Below are 18806 nucleotides of genomic sequence, written 5' to 3'. Positions count from 1 at the left end.
GCCGCCCTATTCAGCGGCCTGCCGTTCACCGAAAGCGATGCCGGTGAACGTCTGGTTCAGGTGCATTGACCGATATTGTTCGCCATAGGTGCCGAAGCCGACGACATTGTTGACCCGGTAGAGTTCCGAAATGTCACGAAAGACCTGCCGGTTGCGCGCATCGAGCCGGCGCAGCACGCAATCGAAGCCGAGGATCAGGTCGATGCCGCCGAGCCTTTCCTCGACCTCGCGTAACGCCGCGCGTGTCGATTCCACCATGTCCTTGGGCTGGGCGATCGACAGCACGACACCATCGTCGATGGCGCAGAAGAACGACAGCGACCCGTCCGGGTGCATCTTCTGGATCGAGCGGCAGTAATATTCGCCGCCCACCTTCACCACCACCGGATGCGAGGCGAAGCTCAGCGGCGTCAGGCTCTGCGCGACGATGCCGACGGAAGCGGCATATTCCTCGGCCGCATTGGCGGCGTTGAATTCGCGCACGATGCGGTGATCGGCATCGGACGCCGTCACCACCAGCTTTTCGTCTGTCGGAACGAAATTGTCGGTCTTGAAGACGTGAAACGGAATTTCCGTGGCGATCAGCACGATGATGGCGCTGTCCGAGGTGACCCTGCCGTTCGAGATCAGGCGCGTCGTCTCGAATTTCAGGTCGTCGCCGGCCGAGCCGCCAAGCAGCGGTATGTCGTCAAGACCCCAGTGGATGGCTGAACTGACCGCTTCCTCGGCATAAGACAGCCCGTCGATGAAGCAGAGCGCGAAGGTGTTCCTGGCTCCCAGGCCGCCGAGCCGGGCGCGCAGCATGCGCCGCAGGGCCTCGACCTCTTCGGTGATCCTGTCCATGCCCGATGTCGACAAATTGTCGACCATGGCGCTGACAGCCGTGAAGGACGCCGAAGGCAGCAGCATCGCCAGCATGTGACCTTCCTCGAGCCCCTGCGGTGTGATCTCGCCGGCGGTGGAACAGCCGGCATGGTGGAGGTGCGGCGCATGGACCGAGAGTGCCCGCGACAGGGCGCCGGCCTCGACAAGGCTCTGGGAAAAGAACACGAGCGCGAAGCCGGCATCGATGGCCGAGGCCTCGGCGGCTACCGCGCGTGCGAACACATCCAGATCGGGCTCGTCCGTGGTCAGCGCCGACAAGCCGCATGCGTATCGCGTCCGTGAACTTGTCAGCGGCGTTCTCCCGCATTTCCTCCGACGCCTTCTTGTGCGCTGCTTTTCGAGTACTTCCGGCGCGCGGGCGTCGAGGCATTGTTGCCGCCGGGAGGCGTTTTGGCAATGGGGCCGGAGGAATGCACTTCGATGCCTTGGCCACGACCGAAAGTACAATGACCCGCCTTTCCCGTCGTGTTGTTTTTTGTGCGTTGTGCGGTGTACGAATAACGCATGGCCGAAGTGCAAAGAGCCAGTCTTCAGCCTGATGACCAAGGTTGATACCCAGGGAGGGGACCATGTCAGACGTTTCGTTGATGGTGAACGGCAGGCGTGTCGTCGCCGCCGCCGAGGATCGAACGCTTCTTGTTCACTTCTTGCGTGAAAATCTCGGCCTCACTGGAACGCATGTCGGTTGCGACACCTCGCAATGCGGCGCCTGCGTGGTCCATGTCGACGGCAAGGCGGTCAAGTCCTGCACGATGCTCGCGGTCCAGGCATCCGGATCGACCGTGGTTACCATCGAGGGTCTCGCCGGCGGCGCCGACCTCCATCCCGTCCAGGCGGCGTTCAAGGAACATCACGGCCTGCAATGCGGCTTTTGCACGCCAGGCATGATCATGGCCGCGACCGACATGATCAACCGCCATCCCGAAGGTCTCGACGAGGCCACCGTGCGGGCAGAACTCGAAGGCAACATCTGCCGCTGCACAGGCTACCACAACATCGTGAAGGCCATCCTCGCCGCGTCGAAAACGATGTCGAAGAGTGTCAAGGGCAAGGCAAAACAAGTGGCATGAACAAGGCGGTACGCAATGGACGGTAGGGATCAGGAGCAATTTTCCTACTGACTGTTTGCTACCACCTATTCCCTAAATTCCGGAGGAATTCTGATGGGCATTGAAGGTGTTGGCGCTCGGGTCGCGCGCAAGGAAGACAAAAGGTTCATCACCGGCGCCGGCCGCTATGTCGACGACATGGTGGTTCCCGGCATGAAGCATGCTGCCTTCGTGCGCAGCCCGCACGCCCATGCGCAGATCAAGAAGATCGATGTGAAAAAGGCCCAGGGCATGCCGGGCGTCATCGGCGTGCTGACCGGCAAGGAGCTCAAGGCCGACGGCATCGGCAACCTCATCTGTGGCTGGATGATCCATTCCAAGGATGGCACGCCCATGAAGATGGGCGCATGGTCGCCTCTGGCCGTCGACAAGGTCCGTTATGTCGGCGATGCGGTCGTGGTGGTGGTGGCGGAAACCAAGGGCCAGGCACGCGACGCGGCCGAGGCGGTCGAAATCACCTACAAGGAACTGAAGGCGGTCGTCGATGCCACGAAGGCGCTCGAAAACGGCGCGCCGCAGATCCATGCCGAGGCCGAGAATAATCTGATCTTCGACTGGGAGATCGGCGATGCCAATGCGACCGACGCCGCCATCAAGGCGGCTGCGCACGTCACCCGCATGAAAATCGTCAACAACCGGCTGGTGCCGAACGCCATGGAGCCGCGCGCCGCGCTTGGCCACTACGACAAGGCGGAGGATCATTACACCTGCTGGACGACATCGCAGAACCCGCATGTCGCGCGGCTGGTGATGAGCGCCTTCTACAATGTCGCGCCCGAAAACAAGCTGCGCGTCATCGCGCCGGACGTCGGCGGCGGCTTCGGCTCCAAGATCTACATTTATCCCGAAGAGATCGTCTGCCTATGGGCATCGAAAAAGACCGGCGTGCCGGTCAAATGGGTCGCCGATCGCACCGAAAGCTTCCTCACCGACGCGCATGGCCGCGACCACGTCTCGACGGTGGAAATGGCTTTCGACAAGGACAACAGGATTACCGGTTTGAAGGTCGACACGATCGCCAATCTCGGCGCCTACATGTCGCTGTTCTCGTCCTGCGTGCCGACCTATCTCTACGCGACGCTGCTGTCGGGCCAGTATGACATTCCCACCATCCACGCCAATGTGCGCACGGTCTACACCAACACGGCACCCGTCGACGCCTATCGCGGAGCAGGGCGGCCGGAAGCCACCTATCTTCTGGAACGCACCATGGAAGCCGCGGCACGCGAGCTCGGCGTCTCCCCGGCCGAACTGCGGCGCAAGAACTTCATCACCTCGTTTCCGCACCAGACACCGGTGATCATGAACTATGACGCCGGCGACTATGCAGCGTCGCTCGACGCGGCCATGCAAACCGCCGACTATGCCGGCTTTGCCAAGCGCAAGGCGGATGCGGCGAGGATGGGTAAGCTGCGCGGCATTGGCATGAGCTGCTACATCGAGGCTTGCGGCATCGCGCCATCAGCTGCGGTCGGCTCGCTCGGCGCCGGCGTCGGTCTGTGGGAATCGGCGGAGGTGAGGGTCAATGCCGTCGGAACCATCGAGGTGCTGACGGGCTCGCACAGCCACGGCCAGGGGCACGAGACGACGTTCGCGCAACTGGTCAACCAGCGTTTCGGGGTGCCGATCGATTCGGTGTCGATCGTCCACGGCGACACCGACAAGGTGCAGATGGGCATGGGCACGTACGGCTCGCGCTCCGGCGCGGTCGGCATGTCGGCGATCGCCAAGGCGCTCGACAAGGTCGAGGCCAAGGCCAAGAAGATCGCCGCGCACCTGCTCGAAGCCGACGAAGGGGACATCGTCATCGAGAACGGCGCGCTGAAGGTCGCTGGCACCGACAAGAATGTGCCCTGGTTCCAGGTGGCTTTGGCCGCCTATACCGCGCACAATCTGCCGGCCGGCATGGAGCCGGGACTGAAGGAAACGGCGTTCTACGATCCGGCGAACTTCACCTTCCCGGCCGGCTGTTACATCTGCGAGGTCGAGATCGATCCGGAAACCGGAACGACCGAGATCGTCCAGTTCGTGGCCGCCGACGATTTCGGCAACATCATCAATCCGATGATCGTCGAGGGCCAGGTGCATGGCGGCATCGCCCAGGGCGTCGGCCAGGCGCTGCTGGAGGGCGCTCACTACGACGCCAGCGGGCAACTGCTGACGGCGAGCTACATGGATTACACCATGCCGCGTGCCGGTGACCTGCCATCGTTCAAGGTCTCGACGTCGAACACGCCATGCCCGAGCAACCCGCTGGGTATCAAGGGCTGCGGCGAGGCCGGTGCCATCGGCTCGCCGCCGGCGGTGATCAATGCCATCACCGACGCCATCGGCATTGCCGATATCGCCATGCCGGCCACACCGTCCACCGTGTGGGCCGCGATCCGCGCCGCGACGAAGCACTGAACGTTCAGGAGGGAGGCTCCCATGTACGCAGTCAACTATCACCGTGCCGCTTCGGTTACCGAAGCCGCAAAACTCGCGAAGAGCGGCGACGCCAAGCTGCTCTCCGGCGGCATGACCTTGATTCCCGCCATGAAGACGCGGCTGGCGGCCCCTTCCGACCTCGTCGACCTGTCACGCATCAAGGAGTTGCAGGGCGTCAAGGTGTCAGGCAAGGCGGTCACGATCGGCGCCGCCGCCACGCATTTCGACGTCGCCAATGACGAGAAGCTGCGCAAGGCCTGCCCGGCGCTTGCCCATCTGGCGTCGCTGATCGGTGATCCGGCGGTACGTCACAAGGGCACCATCGGCGGTTCGATCGCCAACAACGATCCGGCGGCGGACTATCCGGCGGCGCTGCTGGCGCTGGGCGCCACCATCATCACCAACAAGCGCGAAATATCAGCCGACAAGTTCTTCAAGGGGCTGTTCGAAACCGCATTGAAGGATGGTGAGATCATCACGGCGGTCTCCTTCACCGCGCCGGCAAAGGCCGCTTATGAAAAATTCCGAAATCCGGCGTCGCGCTACGCGATCGTCGGCGTGTTCGTGGCCAAGGGCAAAGACGGCGTCAGCGTTGCCGTGACTGGCGCCGGCGACGACGGCGTCTTCCGCTCCAAGGAGATCGAGGCGGCACTTGCCAAGAGCTTCGATGCCGCCTCGCTCGAAGGTGTGAAAGTGCCGGCGAAGAACCTGATGAGCGACATGCACGCCTCCGCCGACTACCGCGCCAATCTGATTGCGGTCATGGCAAAACGCGCGGTGGCGGCAGCCAACGCCTGACGGTCGTCGATTTCTATCAAAAGGAAGGGTGTTAGCTGCCTCTTTCTGCGCGAAGATGCATGTTTTATCCGACATTCCCGGTTGTCGGGAGAGCACTCATAGGGACTTCTTCCTTTTTGCCAGATGTGGATGGTGCCGCAATCGTCGGGAGTTCCTCCCTGGCATCACCCTTGCGGGCGGTGAAGCTGTATTTTTTGCGCAATCCAAGAGTGGGCTTCTCAATGAAGTGCCACGAGAGCATCGCCACTCCTGTCACAAGGACCAAGGAGATGCCAAAATGCAGCCATGGCGATGTCAGCCTTGGGAACAGGCTTACCAAAGCCTGTTGAAATGGGTAGCCGTAGAGATAGATGCCGTAGGAGTAGTCGCCTCGATCATAGATTGGAATGCGGGGGATCGGCGATAGGCCAATGTAGACCGTTGCATAGGCGACAACCGGAATTAGCAGAAGCTTCACCGGCATTTGCGGCAAAGCAGCAAATACATCAAACGCCGCCAAGAAATACAACAGGATCGCAGCGCCGAAAATTGCGGGATGGAAGGGTATTTTGTCGCGGAACAGATACAGCAGAATGCCCGCGAAAAAGTAGACGTAGAGGGCTCTGCCGTCGCTCTTGAGGAAATGGTTCGTGGCCGTGAATATCCGACCTTCGCCACCAAAGGGAACCCATTCGTAGGCGAGAGATGAAGACGAACAGGGCGAAAACGAGTGCGGCGCACAAAAGAATTCGCGGGTGCTTCAGCAGGCCGGTGACGATGACCAGCGCCATGAGCACATAGCATCCAATCTCAAACGGGACCGTCCACAGCGACCCGTTTACCGTATTGGGGAATGGGTTGTTTTCGAAAACGCCAGGCAGAACGTAATGGATCAACCCGAGGATATTGGCAAAGTAAGATGCAAATTCGTAATTTGAAAAATACTCTTTTAGGCTGAGTGTGGTAAAGATCGGTCCTATCACGATGGCGGCGAAAAATATATCCATGGCCAAAGCCGGAACTATTCTCATGCCTCTGTTTAGGATGAAGTCTTTTAAACGGAGTCGCATTGCGCTGCCCGTTATGAGAAATCCGCTCAGGGCAAAGAACATCGGAATGATGCTTGCGTGCATCAACGCCAAAGGTGCTGTGCTGTATTGAAATCGCTCGCCTTCGGCAATCAGAAACGAATGGGCGAACAGCACGGACATGGCAAGCGCGATCCGCAAAAAATCAAAGCCCGGCCCGATGCCTTTGTTTCGGTCTAGCACATCACCGATGGTCCGCATACCAGCACCGCTTCTGTGTCAACGCCTTGCAGCCTAGTAGGCTTTGTTGCGCTGCACAATAAACGATTTCTTTATTTTCGACACATTGCGTCGAGTCCTGCGTGTGGCCTGCGCTCGGCAAACTGCCGACCCTGTTGACAGCCCTTATGTCGCCGTTGCGGCGACTGTCGGTGCGTTTTTCCTGTTCATGGGCTCGGTGCCGACACCGTTCCACTACCTTCTCGCGGTGCCATTTATCGAGCGGCCGGCCCGCGGATGGCTCAACCGTAATTGGTGAATGTCGCGATCGTCCCTGCCAGACAGTGCTGAATAGCTGTTGAGCTTCGCCTGCTCGTTGAGCGGACATGATGAAGGCTTGGCGGCGCGCTTTTGCGTATGGTCTGGTCGCCTTATACCTTGGTCTTACGCACGGCCAGCCATTCCTTGTTGCCACACACAGTCGGCTTGCTAGTTTGTTCATGGGACGCGTCTGGGGAGATCGTTCGAGAACAAATCTGGGAGGATGGAATGGTCACGACTGGAGAAGAAGCGGGCGGTTGGCTTGATCGCTCGCACACCGTTGCAGAGCCCGGCTTCAGCAGATGGATGGTGCCGCCCGCGGCGCTCTGCATCCACCTTTGCATCGGTCAGGCCTATGCGTTCAGCGTCTTCAACCTGCCGATGTCGAAACTGATCGGCATTACGCAATCGGCACCCGACGACTGGAAGCTGACCGGGCTCGGCTGGATTTTCTCGATCGCGATTCTCTTCCTCGGCATAGCCGCTGCGTTTGGCGGCGGCTGGCTGGACCGCGTCGGACCGCGCAAGGCCATGGTGGCGGCGGCCTGCTGCTTTGGCGGCGGCTTCATTGTCTCGGCTCTTGGCGTCCACCTGCATCAGTTGTGGATCATCTATCTCGGCTATGGGGTGCTGGGCGGCATTGGACTCGGACTTGGCTACATCTCGCCGGTCAAGACGCTGATCACCTGGTTTCCCGACCGGCCTGGAATGGCGACCGGCATGGCCATCATGGGTTTCGGCGGCGGCGCCTTCATCGCCTCGCCGCTTTCGGTCTACCTGATGAAGCTGTTTTCGACGCCTGAACATATCGGCGTCGCCGAAACCTTCGTCGTGCTCGGCATCGTCTATTTCGTCTTCATGATGATTGGCGCAGTGATAGTCAGGGTGCCGCCGGAAGGCTGGCGGCCCGCCGGCTGGACGCCCCCGGCGACACAAAACACCATGGTGACATCAGCCAATGTCCACCTCGACGACGCACTGAAGACACCGCAGTTCTGGCTGCTGTGGGGGGTGCTTTGCCTGAACGTGACAGCGGGCATTGGGGTCCTCGGCCAGGCCTCGGCCATGAGCCAGGAGATGTTTCCGGGCCGCATTTCGGCCGCTGCGGCCGCCGGCTTCGTCGGCCTGCTGTCGATCTTCAACATGCTCGGCCGCTTCTTTTGGGCATCGACCAGCGACTTTATCGGCCGCAAGATGACCTATGCGATCTTCTTCGCGCTGGGCGTCGTTCTCTACGCGGCGGTGCCCTGGACCGGTCAGTCCGGCAGCGTCTTCCTGTTCGTGCTGTTCTACGGCGTGATCCTGAGCATGTATGGCGGCGGCTTCGCCACCGTCCCCGCCTATCTGCGCGATGTCTTCGGCGTGCGCTACGTCGGCGCCATCCACGGCCGGCTGTTGACGGCATGGTCAGTGGCGGGCGTGCTCGGCCCGGTGCTGGTCAACTATATCCGGCAGTATCAGATCGACAGCGGGGTGGCCAAGGCCGATGCCTATACCGTCACCATGTACATCATGGCTGCGCTCCTCGTGGTCGGCTTCGTGCTCAACCTGATGATGCGGCCGGTCGATGCGCGCTTCCACATGAAGACCGAGCCGGTGGCCGCCTAGACTCTTTGTTTTCACGCAATTCCGGACGGAAAACCGCTACGCACTTTTCCTGAGATTGCTCTAAGGAGAACGATCATGCCGCAAGACAACAGCAATTCGATCAAGCTGACGCTGGTCTGGCTACTGGTCGGCATCCCGCTGGTGTGGGGTTTCTGGATGACCTTGATGAGTGCCGCGGCGCTGTTCCAATAGTTGCGTCGTCAGGCGGCGATCTGCCTGACGTAATAGCGCACCGCTTTCTTGCCGCCATGGATCACCGCGTCGCCGACTTCGCTGAAGCCAAGGGCGGCGTGGAAGGCGTCGGAAGCCGGGTTCGGCGGGTCGCTGTTGACCTCGCAGGTGACCAGCGTGTGGCCTGCGCTCTGCGCATGGTCGAACAGGTCCTGATAGAGCCGGCGAGCATGGCCGCGGCCTCTTGCGTGCGCGGCCACGACAACGCGGTCGACATAGACGAAGCGTTCGTAGCGCTCGCGGAACCACACGAAGTTCGGGCTGTCGTAGTTCGCATCCTGGTCGAAGGTCATGATGAAGGCATCGAGATCGCCGATGCGGCGCGCATAGAAGGACTCGCCGAGCAGGAAGGACAGCCGTTCGGCTTCGAGCCACGACAATTCGGCGGCGTGCTCGTTGTTCAGCGCCAGTATGGCCGCTTCGTCGTCCCGCGCTATGCGCTCCATGGGGGAGGTCATGCCTTGGCCGCCGCGATCGTCGCCGCCACCAGCGGTGTATCGGTCAGTGTGTTGGTGTATTCGCGGTCGAGATCGGAGCCGCCCATGCCGACCTTCGGATTGCGGTAGCGCATGGCGCTCGGCACGTCCTTGAGGGCGGCGAAGTGCATCTCGGCCAGGCCGGTCTTTGCGCGCACCTCGGCGATGTTGCCGAGATCGAGCCCGCCGCAGCCAAGGATTACGATGCGCCCGCCGGCCTGTCTCACCAGTTCTTCCAGCAACGGCAGGCCTTCGATGGCGGTGTCGCGCTGGCCGCTGGTCAGCACGCGGCCGACCTTGCAGCGGATCAGCGCTTCCAGCGCCTCGGCCGGATCGCGCGTCATGTCGAAGGCGCGGTGGCAGGTGACCTTCAAGGCGCCGGCGGCCTGCGTCAGTTCACTCATGCGCTTCTCGTCGATGGTGCCGTCGGCGTTCAGGCAGCCGAACACCACGCCGGGCACACCGAGATCGCTGAGCGCCGCGACGTCGGCCAGCATCGAGCGGTATTCGGTTTCGCTATAGAGAAAATCGCCGCCGCGCGGCCGCACCATGACGTGAAACGGCACGGACGCCTGGTCGAGCGCGGCACGCACCGTGCCGAGGCTCGGCGTGATGCCGCCCTCCACAAGGCTGGCGCAGAGTTCAACCCGGTCGGCGCCGGCAGCCTGCGCGGCGAGCAGGCCATCAATGCCCTCGACACAGATTTCGATCAGCGGCGGGCGAATTTTCGTGGTCAAGGGGGGCGATCCAATCCATGATGTCGCGCAAGCCCTTAGCACCCGGGCGTCTGGTGCGGAAGCGTGAACGCTACGCGCCCTTTGGGCCAGGCGACATTTCCCTGCTTGGCTATCCTGTAAGATACCACGCGGGAAGGCGGCCGGCCTTCCAGCCTTCGCGGATAACCTTGGCGGCTACTGGCGCAATTCGGTGTTTTTCGCGCCTTCCTCGACCTGGTCGATCACCAGAAGCTTGACCGAGCCATCGCCAATGTTTGTGGCCTGATGCCACTGCCCGATCATTTCGATAATGAAATCGCCCGTCTTGTAGGTGTTGCTGTTGCCGGTCTCGACATTGGTGACCTTCAGCGTTCCGGCCTCGACATAGGCATAGCGCGGAAAGGGGTGACGATGGACCGGCAAGGTCGCGCCAGGCGCGATGTCGTAGGTCGAAACCAGCACCTGAACGTTCTTCCGCGGCAGCGTGATCGGCTGGCCGGAAGCGGTGGTGGTTCGCGACGCCAGCGGGGTAACGACGACCGGCGTGCCGCCGCTGTCCAGCGCCAAGGCACAATTCGCATACAGCGCAGCCGAAGCCAGCAATGCCGCTACGAGAATTTTCCGCATGATTCCTCCACGCCCGCAGCATTGCTCCGGAGACTTCGCACGCGCAAGCCTGCCGGCGAGACCGTCGGCGATTGCGAGCCAGGGTCGGATGCCCGTTCATCCGAAGAGGCACGCGACGATGACGGCATCCCGGCTGTCTTTGTGCATTCATCGACCTGACCTACAAAGTGGCATCAACGACGGAGAGTGTCATGGCAGTCGATACGTCAGATCTCGATCAACTCCAGAACGCCTACAAGGCGGCCGTGGAGGAATGGATAGCGGCGATCCGGGAAGAAGAGGAGCTTGCCTCCGGCAATCATTCGGTGGCCGAAATCGACAAATGGGAAGCGGCTCACTTCAAGGAGGATGAAGTGCGCGGCAAGGTACTGGCCTCGAAGAAAGAATATGAAGACGCCTTGCGCAGGGAGCAGTTCGGGTTCTGAACCCGGATTGCATGGGAGATTCCTGGTCAGCTTGCCTGAATGGCGCCCGCTTGACCCGCCGCAGCCGGCACCAAGTCAGAAATCACGCTGACGCACGTCTCGGCCGAAGCGAAGACGGAATCCCGACCAATATGAAATTTTGAAAGATTTGGCTCCCCGGGCCGGATTCGAACCAGCGACCAACCGGTTAACAGCCGGTTGCTCTACCACTGAGCTACCGGGGAACGGAGGCTCTTCAGCAAGTGGCGCAGCCTATAGCAAACCCGTTTCGGCTTTGCAAAGAAGCATTTCGCATTTTTCCGAGACTTTTTCGCGCGGCGGTTTCTCGCAATCGGCCTTGCCCACCCTCATATTAGCCGTCTTGGCGACGGGCGCGGAACCGAAAGGGCAGCCGCAGCTTTCGCAAATAGACGGTACCGAGCCCTCAAACAGGCAGCTATTCGCGATGACGGCAGCGGACGAAAACCGGATCCCCGCACGAAAGCTCTCGGTTTTCGGGCGCGAGTTCACCATGCCGCAGTCGCGTGGCCTCAGAATCACGATTGGCGTGCTGCTGACCATTGGCGGCATTCTCGGATTCTTGCCGATCCTCGGCTTCTGGATGGTGCCGCTCGGATTGCTGGTGCTCTCCTACGAATTTGCCATGGTGCGCCGCCACCGGCGCCGCCTGGTCGTCTGGTGGGAGCGGCGGCGCCGGCCGGATTGAGCGGCCTTCGCCGATGCATCTCGCACGGCAGCGGCCTTCGCTGACAATCAATCGCGGTGCTGTCTCTGCGTGCCGGCGCCGGATTCCTCCGAATCCGGTTGTGCGCCTGCCTTCAAATCCTCGCTGATCTCCTTCAGCACCGCGGAAGCCGACGCCAGACGCGCGCGGTCACGCGGCGAAAGCCTGCCTTCAATTCTCAGGCACTCAATGGCGTAGCGCACCAATTCCTCGCACCCCAGAAGCGGCACGCTTTCCGTTTCGTGCGTTTCGTCCTTCGGCTTTGGCAGGGGCATGGCGCGGTCCTCCCTGTTTCTCAACGCAAGCCGGTGCGCGGGGTTTCGGTCGATCATCCGTCATGCTTAACGAATTGCTAATATGAATGAGCGACTGTGACGGCGATCCAAAGCGGGTGCCCGAGCCGGCACAGAGGAAAGAGCGCCGAATGCATAGTGGCCGCTTGACGGCATTTTCGCCGCAACCTATTGGAACCGGGTGGAACGCCGGGAGCAATGAGGCCTCGTGGCGGAGTGGTTACGCAGAGGACTGCAAATCCTTGCACCCCGGTTCGATTCCGGGCGAGGCCTCCAATGCCCCGGGCTCCCGCGCATCAGCGCCGGAGCCTGAAGTTCCGGTCGAAATGAACCGCGATCGTGACGCGGCAAGCGGATTGGTTGGGACATGAGCGCTGATTTCTCCGAACTTCGCGTCAAGATGGTCGATGGTCAGGTCCGTACCACCGACGTGACCAGCGCACCGCTGCTCGACGCGATGCTTTCCGTGCCGCGCGAGGTTTTCGTCGGCGACCGCCAGCGCGATCTCGCCTATATCGACGAGGACATCCGTATCGCCGACAGCGCTGATGGCCCGCGCTACCTGATGGAAGCTTCGCCGCTGGCCAAGCTGATGCAACTGGCCGAGATCAACGCGACCGATTCGGTGCTCGATGTCGGCTGCGGCACCGGCTACGCCTCGGCGATCCTGTCGCGGCTGGCAAGGTCGGTCGTGGCGCTCGAAAGCGATTCGGCATTGGCGCAAACCGCTGCGTCGATCCTGTCCAGCCTGGGCTGCGGCAATGTGACCGTGGTTCAGGGCGCGCTGGCGCAAGGCCATGCGGCGAAGGCGCCTTACGATGTCATTTTCATCGGCGGCAGTGTCGGCAAAGTGCCGGCGTCGCTGCTCGACCAACTCGCCGAAGGCGGCCGCCTGGTGGCTGTCGAGGGCCAGGGCAATTCGGGCGTGGCGCGCCTTTTTTTCAAGGCCGGGGGGGTTGTAACCGGGAGAAGGGCATTTAATGCGGCAATTAAGCCACTACCCGGTTTCGAACGTGAGCATGCTTTCGAATTCTGAATGATTTTGCCTTGCAGCAAAGGCTTTGTCATGGTCGCTTGCGTTCGAATGATCGTTGCTGATCCCAGACTGGGGGCACTTTGGGCTAGGCAGCAGGGAACCTGAAACACGCCACGCCGGCTGCTCCGGAAGGAGAAGCCGGCGCGGCGCGGTTCCCATGGAAAACGAATGAGGGATATACCGTGCCGTCAGTACGCAAATCACTTTTCACCGCCGTCCTTGTTTCGGCGACCGCGCTATCCCCGCTGGCTGCTTCGGCTGAAACCATCACCGGCGCGCTGGCAAAGGCCTATCAATACAATTCCACGCTGAATGCATCGCGTGCCGGCGTGCGCGTCACCGACGAGGGCGTTGCCATTGCCAAGTCGGGCTGGCGCCCGACGGTTACCGGATCGGCAAACATCGACTATACGAACACGCGTCAGGCAAATGGCGGCGGCAATTCGAAGCTGACGAGCGGCAGTTACGGCATCCAGATCGACCAGACCTTGTTCGATGGCTTCCAGACGAGGAACAATGTCGCGGCCGCCGAGTCCCAGGTCAAAGCGTCGGTGGAAAGCCTGCGCAACACCGAGGAGAACACGCTGTTCAGCGCGGCCACGGCCTACATGGACGTGATTCGCGACCGGCAGATCGCGGTGCTGACCGAGCAGAACCTGCAGTTCCTGACCGAGCAGGCGCGCGCCGCGCGCTCGCGCTTCGAGGTTGGCGAAGGCACGCGTACCGACGTCGCGCAGGCCGATGCCTCGCGCGCTTCCGCGGTGGCATCGCTGAGCGCGGCCCGCGCGCAGGCCCTGGCCAGTGCGGCGACCTATCACCAGGTCGTTGGTGACGAGCCTGGCAAGCTCAAGCCCGCTTCGCCACTGAGCAGGTTACTGCCGTCGAGCCTCGATGCGGCGATCGCCATCGGCTCGGCCGAACATCCGGCCATCCTTGCCACTCAGCATCTGGTCGACGCCGCGGCGTTCTCGGTGAAATCGTCCGAGGGCGCGCTGCTACCGAAGTTATCCGCCTCGGCCGGCATTTCGGAGAACTATCGCAACGCAATTCCCAACTTCTCGGGCACCAACGGCAATTCGACCTCGGCGAACATCGGTGCGACGTTGACCGTTCCGATTTATTCGGGCGGACGCACCTCCGCACTGGTGCGGCAGAGCAAGGAATCGCTCGGGCAAGCGCGTATCCAGGTCGACGTCAGCCGCGACCAGGTGCGCCAGGCTGTCGCCACGGCATGGTCGCAATACACCGCCGCGCAGCAAAGTGTATCCGCCAACAGGCAGGTGATCGACGCGGCGCAGTTGGCGCTGAACGGCGTGATCGAGGAACGCAATGTCGGCCAGCGCACGACGCTCGATGTGCTCAATGCGCAAGCCGCCGTCATCACCGCCAAGATCAACCAGGCCAACTCCGAACACGACGTCGTCGTGGCAAGTTATGCGATCCTTTCCGCGGTGGGCCGCCTGTCGGTCGACCGGCTTGCGCTGCAGGTGACGAAGTACAGGCCTGAAGAGCACTACAACGCCGTCAAGGACAAGTGGATCGGCCTGCGCACGCCGGATGGCCGCTAGGCCACCGTTCGAACGGCATTTCCGCCTGTGCGGTTCGGCCGAAAGCGCCGGACCGTGTTGTCGTCGGGTTGATTGCTGACGGGGCCCACGGGTTTGGCGGAATCACTCTAATCTGTTGAAATCCCACATGTCCCCAGATTGGGGATTCTCGCGCGGCGATCCGTCGGTTACGCTGTCGCCATGATTCGAATCCGGCTTTTGCCGGAGCGGAAACCTGCAACGGGTCACAAGGGCGGCGGATGTGACGATGGCAACGGCAAGCAGCGCGCAGCGCGAACCTTCGATGGAAGAGATACTGGCTTCCATCAGGAGGATCATCGAAGACAGCGACAACGGTCGCAAGCAGCCCGGCGAGGCCGATGAGTTGCAGCAGGACCTGGAGCCTGCGCCGAGTGCCGTTCCGGCAGCGGACATCGACGCATTCCGCGCCGAGCTGCATGCCGTCCCCGAGGTCAGGAAACCGGCCGCGATCGCCGAAGTCCAGGCGCCGGGCTCACAGCCGGCGACCGCGCGCACGGAAGTGCCGCCGCGTGCCGATCCGGCCCCGGGCAGGGCGCCCACGACGCTGGCCGAGGTTGGCGCCCGGGTTGCCGCCGAGCCGGTGCCTGCTGCCAGCCGCGACACGCCAGCCGCCCCCGCGGAGCATGCGAGGGAAGCCATCGCCGCCGATTGGCGGCGCGAGATCGCCACGGTTGGCGAGCAAGCCGAAGCGATGCCGGACCGGAGAATCCGCAAGCCGGTGGCGCAGCCAGAGGTATCGGTGGGCGAAACGGCGGCGGAGCCGGCGATCGAGCGGCCTTCGTCAAACGATGTGCCAACGGGCACGGCTCGGACGCGCGCGGCGGCAAACGAGGCGCAAGCGATACGTCCCGCGATTCTTTCCGAACACACAGGGCGGCAGGTCGCAGCCGCCTTCGGCGAACTGTCCGACGCCTTTGCAAGCCGCAGCAAGAAGACGTTCGACGAGATGGCCGAGGAAATGCTGCGGCCGATGCTGCAGGATTGGCTGGACAACAATCTGCCGACTCTGGTCGAAAGGCTGGTGCGCGAAGAGATCGAGCGCGTGGCACGCGGGGCGCAATAGTCCAGGCCTTGCATTCCGGAAGAAACGCCGCCGCCGAGGCGGCGTTTGTCGTTGTGATGAGATCAGCCGCTGGTTGCCGAACTGGCGAAGGCGATCAAGTTGCCGTCCGGGTCGCTGACAATGAAGGTGCGGGAGCCCCAGGGCTCGGTTCGCGGTGACGCCTTGTGATGTCACCGCGCGGCCTTCGTTGAAATGAACAAGGCCGCGCCTATCTGCTTGTGATGGCCAGGCGGCCCTCGCGGTTGACTTGGCCAAGACCTTCCGATTTACACCGAACCAGCAAAATTCCCGACAGCGCGGACCGGTTTCCCATGCTTGAAAAGACTTACGACGCCAAGACCGTCGAGCCGAAGATCGCCAAGGTGTGGGAGGAAGCCGATGCGTTTCGCGCCGGCGCCGGGGCGGAGGAGGGGGCCGAGGCCTTCACCATCGTCATTCCGCCGCCCAACGTCACCGGTTCGCTGCATATGGGCCATGCGCTCAACAACACGCTGCAGGACATACTCGTTCGCTTCGAGCGCATGCGCGGCAAGAACGTCCTGTGGCAGCCCGGCATGGACCATGCCGGCATCGCCACCCAGATGGTGGTCGAGCGCCAGCTGATGGAAAAGCAGATCCACCGCCGCGATCTGACGCGCGAACAGTTCATCGAGAAAGTGTGGGAGTGGAAGGCCGAATCGGGTGGTGCGATCTTCAACCAGCTGAAGCGTCTCGGCGCTTCCGCCGACTGGTCGCGCGAACGCTTCACCATGGACGAGGGCCTCTCCAAGGCCGTGCTCGAAGTGTTCGTCACGCTCTACAAGGAAGGGCTGATCTACAAGGACAAGCGTCTTGTGAACTGGGACCCGAAACTGTTGACCGCGATCTCCGATCTCGAGGTCGAGCAGCAGGAGGTCAACGGCAATCTCTGGCACTTCCGCTATCCGATCGAAGGCGCGACCTTCGATCCGGAAAACCCGAAGACCTTCATCGTCGTGGCGACGACGCGCCCGGAGACGATGCTGGGCGATACGGCTGTCGCTGTGCATCCGGACGACGAGCGGTTCCGGCATCTCGTCGGCAGGAACGTCGTTCTGCCGATCGTCCAGCGCAAGATACCTGTCGTGGCGGACGAGTATTCCGATCCGGAAAAGGGCTCCGGAGCAGTCAAGATCACGCCCGCGCATGATTTCAACGACTTCGAGGTCGGCAAGCGCCACAAGCTGCCGGCGATCAACATCCTGACCGTCGAAGCCGCCATCAAGCTTAGGGACAATGAGGATTTCCTCGCCGGCCTCGACGTGACGCCGGAGCGTCAGGCCGTCTGGGACGAACTCGACGGCCTCGACCGTTTCGTTGCGCGCAAGAAGATCGTCGAACTGATGGAAGCCGGCGGCTTCCTCGACAAGGTCGAACCGCATCGCCATGCCGTGCCGCATGGCGACCGCGGCGGGGTGCCGATCGAACCGTTCCTCACCGAGCAGTGGTACGCCAACGCGGTGGAACTGGCCAAGCCGGCGATCGCCTCGGTGCGGGAGGGGCGTACCAACTTCGTGCCGAAGAATTGGGAGAAAACCTATTTCGACTGGATGGAGAACATCCAGCCCTGGTGCATCTCGCGCCAGCTCTGGTGGGGGCATCAGATCCCGGCCTGGTACGGCCCTGACGGGCGTGTCTTCGTCGAGAAGACCGAGGAAGAGGCGCTGGGCGCGGCGATCGAATATTATCTGGCGCTGGAAGGGCCCTGGAAGGCCTGGGTCGAGGACAAGCTGGAAAACTTCAAGCCGGGCGAGATCCTGACCCGCGACGAGGACGTGCTCGACACCTGGTTCTCCTCGGCGCTGTGGCCGTTCTCGACGCTGGGCTGGCCGGATGAGACGCCGGAATTGAAAACCTATTACCAGACCGACGTGCTGGTGACCGGCTTCGACATCATCTTCTTCTGGGTCGCCCGCATGATGATGATGGGCCTGCACTTCATGGACGAGGAGCCGTTCCACACGGTTTATGTGCATGCGCTGGTGCGCGACAAGAACGGCGCCAAGATGTCGAAGTCGAAAGGCAACGTCATCGATCCGCTCGACCTTATCAATGAATATGGCGCCGACGCGCTGCGTTTCACGCTCGCCGTGATGGCGGCGCAGGGGCGTGACGTGAAGCTCGACCCGGCGCGCATCGCCGGCTACCGCAATTTCGGCACCAAGCTGTGGAACGCCACGCGCTTCGCCGAGATGAACGAAGTCGCGCGCAATGACGATTTCTGGCTGAACGACGCCAAGCTGGCGGTCAACCGCTGGATCCTGACCGAGCTGACGCGCGCCGCGCGCGAGGTCACCGACGGCATCACCTCATACCGCTTCAACGAGGCGGCGGGAGCCGCCTACCGCTTCGTCTGGAACCTGTTCTGCGACTGGTATCTGGAACTGCTGAAGCCGGTGTTCATGGGCACGGACGAGGCGGCCAAGGCCGAAAGCCGCGCCTGCGTGGCCTTCGTGCTCGACGAGATCTACAAGCTCCTGCATCCGATGATGCCGTTCATGACCGAAGAGCTGTGGGCGCAGACCGCGGGCGAGGGCAGGGAACGAGCCTCGCTGCTGTGCCACGCCGCATGGCCGTCGCCGGACTTCGAGGATGCTGAAGCTGCCGCGGACATCAACTGGCTGGTCGATCTCGTCTCCGGCATCCGCTCGGTGCGCTCGGAGATGAATGTGCCGCCGGCGGCCATCGCGCCGCTGGTCGTGGTCGGTGCCAACGACGTGACGCGCGAACGGCTGGTTCGCGAGGATTCCGCGATCAAGCGGCTGGCGCGCGTTGGTGACATCTCGCTCGCCGATGCCGCACCCAAGGGCTCGGCACAGATCGTGCTCAACGAGGCGACGATCTGTCTGCCGCTCGGCAGCCTGATCGATCTCGCCGCGGAGGCCGCGCGGCTGCAGAAGGAACTGGCCAAGGTGACCGAGGAAATCGCGCGCCTGCACAAGAAGCTGTCCAACGAGCGGTTCGTCGCCAGCGCGCCGGCCGAGATCGTCGATGCCGAGCGCGAAAAGCTGGCCGAATATCGCGACACCCAGGACAAGCTTTCAGTGGCGTTGACCAGGGTTCGTGAAGCCGGCTGAAGAACGGGAGTCGCCCTTGCGCCGGCGCGAATTACCATGCGTCAACTGCCTCGAAAAGAGGCATTCCGTTGCGTTAATGTTGACGTAAACGGAAACTTTTACCTCATTGTTGCCATAATGTAACAATGAGGCCATTGACCCCTTAAAACTGGTCATT

16 protein-coding genes, 2 tRNA genes and 1 pseudogene are annotated in these 18806 nt (G+C 62.1%); 11 read left to right on the top strand and 8 right to left on the bottom strand.

Annotated elements, in window-relative coordinates:
* Positions 1–6 precede the first annotated feature (6 nt).
* On the bottom strand, positions 7–1143 hold the full coding sequence (locus LB556_RS03585; protein ID WP_224563726.1) for an FIST signal transduction protein: 1137 nt from the start codon (positions 1141–1143) through the stop codon (positions 7–9).
* 311 nt (positions 1144–1454) lie between these two features.
* On the opposite strand from LB556_RS03585, the gene LB556_RS03580 reads away from it, so the two are divergent.
* The 3 genes from LB556_RS03580 to LB556_RS03570 all read left to right on the top strand — a co-directional run bounded on the left by LB556_RS03580 (position 1455) and on the right by LB556_RS03570 (position 5219).
* The gene (locus tag LB556_RS03580) at positions 1455–1955 is read left to right on the top strand and encodes a (2Fe-2S)-binding protein (protein WP_224563723.1); all 501 of its coding nucleotides are present in this window, start codon (positions 1455–1457) and stop codon (positions 1953–1955) included.
* A 93-nt stretch (positions 1956–2048) separates the two neighbouring features.
* Entirely contained in the window at positions 2049–4400 is a 2352-nt protein-coding gene (locus LB556_RS03575) for a xanthine dehydrogenase family protein molybdopterin-binding subunit (protein ID WP_224563720.1), read from the top strand.
* 21 nt (positions 4401–4421) lie between these two features.
* Positions 4422–5219, top strand: a complete 798-nt coding sequence (locus LB556_RS03570; RefSeq protein WP_224563717.1) for an FAD binding domain-containing protein — start codon at positions 4422–4424, stop codon at positions 5217–5219.
* Positions 5220–5283: 64 nt separating this feature from the next.
* On the opposite strand, the gene LB556_RS03565 is transcribed toward LB556_RS03570, so the two are convergent.
* Positions 5284–5862 carry an acyltransferase family protein gene (locus LB556_RS03565; protein WP_411908562.1) on the bottom strand — a complete coding sequence of 193 codons (579 nt, stop codon included), beginning with the start codon at positions 5860–5862 and terminating at the stop codon, positions 5284–5286.
* Between the two features lie 112 nt (positions 5863–5974).
* Positions 5975–6409, bottom strand: a pseudogene (locus LB556_RS31990) (acyltransferase family protein); the annotation flags it as partial.
* Between the two features lie 585 nt (positions 6410–6994).
* Between LB556_RS31990 and LB556_RS03555 the strand changes: the two are divergent.
* Entirely contained in the window at positions 6995–8374 is a 1380-nt protein-coding gene (locus LB556_RS03555; protein ID WP_224563709.1) for an OFA family MFS transporter, read from the top strand.
* A 200-nt stretch (positions 8375–8574) separates the two neighbouring features.
* Here the strand turns inward: LB556_RS03555 and LB556_RS03550 are convergent, their stop codons facing one another.
* From LB556_RS03550 to LB556_RS03540, 3 genes are all read right to left on the bottom strand, one after another.
* Entirely contained in the window at positions 8575–9063 is a 489-nt protein-coding gene (locus LB556_RS03550) for a GNAT family N-acetyltransferase (protein ID WP_224563706.1), read from the bottom strand.
* The gene (locus tag LB556_RS03545; RefSeq protein WP_224563704.1) at positions 9060–9818 is read right to left on the bottom strand and encodes a copper homeostasis protein CutC; all 759 of its coding nucleotides are present in this window, start codon (positions 9816–9818) and stop codon (positions 9060–9062) included. The genes LB556_RS03550 and LB556_RS03545 overlap by 4 nt, the downstream gene beginning before the upstream one ends.
* A gap of 174 nt (positions 9819–9992) precedes the next feature.
* A complete protein-coding gene (locus tag LB556_RS03540) occupies positions 9993–10424 on the bottom strand; it encodes a cupin domain-containing protein (RefSeq protein ID WP_224563701.1) in 432 nt (143 codons plus the stop codon).
* Between the two features lie 191 nt (positions 10425–10615).
* Between LB556_RS03540 and LB556_RS03535 the strand changes: the two genes are divergently transcribed.
* On the top strand, positions 10616–10849 hold the full coding sequence (locus LB556_RS03535) for a hypothetical protein (protein WP_224563698.1): 234 nt from the start codon (positions 10616–10618) through the stop codon (positions 10847–10849).
* Positions 10850–10998: 149 nt separating this feature from the next.
* Here LB556_RS03535 and LB556_RS03530 read toward each other — a convergent pair.
* A tRNA-Asn gene (locus tag LB556_RS03530) sits at positions 10999–11073 on the bottom strand.
* A 221-nt stretch (positions 11074–11294) separates the two neighbouring features.
* Between LB556_RS03530 and LB556_RS03525 the strand changes: the two genes are divergently transcribed.
* Positions 11295–11555, top strand: a complete 261-nt coding sequence (locus tag LB556_RS03525) for a hypothetical protein (protein ID WP_224563695.1) — start codon at positions 11295–11297, stop codon at positions 11553–11555.
* Between the two features lie 47 nt (positions 11556–11602).
* On the opposite strand, the gene LB556_RS03520 is transcribed toward LB556_RS03525, so the two are convergent.
* On the bottom strand, positions 11603–11848 hold the full coding sequence (locus LB556_RS03520) for a hypothetical protein (protein WP_224563692.1): 246 nt from the start codon (positions 11846–11848) through the stop codon (positions 11603–11605).
* Positions 11849–12068: 220 nt separating this feature from the next.
* Between LB556_RS03520 and LB556_RS03515 the strand changes: the two genes are divergently transcribed.
* The 5 genes from LB556_RS03515 (at position 12069) to LB556_RS03495 (ending at position 18649) form a co-directional block, all read left to right on the top strand.
* Positions 12069–12142, top strand: a tRNA-Cys gene (locus LB556_RS03515).
* 91 nt (positions 12143–12233) lie between these two features.
* Positions 12234–12902 (top strand): protein-L-isoaspartate O-methyltransferase family protein, encoded by a 669-nt coding sequence (locus LB556_RS03510; protein WP_224563689.1) that lies wholly within the window; start codon positions 12234–12236, stop codon positions 12900–12902.
* A 182-nt stretch (positions 12903–13084) separates the two neighbouring features.
* Positions 13085–14470 (top strand): TolC family outer membrane protein, encoded by a 1386-nt coding sequence (locus LB556_RS03505; protein WP_224563672.1) that lies wholly within the window; start codon positions 13085–13087, stop codon positions 14468–14470.
* Positions 14471–14717: 247 nt separating this feature from the next.
* Positions 14718–15554: a PopZ family protein gene (locus LB556_RS03500; RefSeq protein ID WP_224563670.1), complete on the top strand. Its 837-nt coding sequence runs from the start codon at positions 14718–14720 to the stop codon at positions 15552–15554.
* Positions 15555–15865: 311 nt separating this feature from the next.
* Entirely contained in the window at positions 15866–18649 is a 2784-nt protein-coding gene (locus tag LB556_RS03495; protein WP_224563668.1) for a valine--tRNA ligase, read from the top strand.
* Positions 18650–18806 lie beyond the last annotated feature (157 nt).

This window comes from Mesorhizobium sp. ES1-4 (assembly GCF_020164745.1).
In the GTDB taxonomy this organism is placed as follows: domain Bacteria; phylum Pseudomonadota; class Alphaproteobacteria; order Rhizobiales; family Rhizobiaceae; genus Mesorhizobium.
Note: the sequence above shows the minus strand (reverse complement) of the source record. Positions and strands in the feature narration are given on the sequence as shown.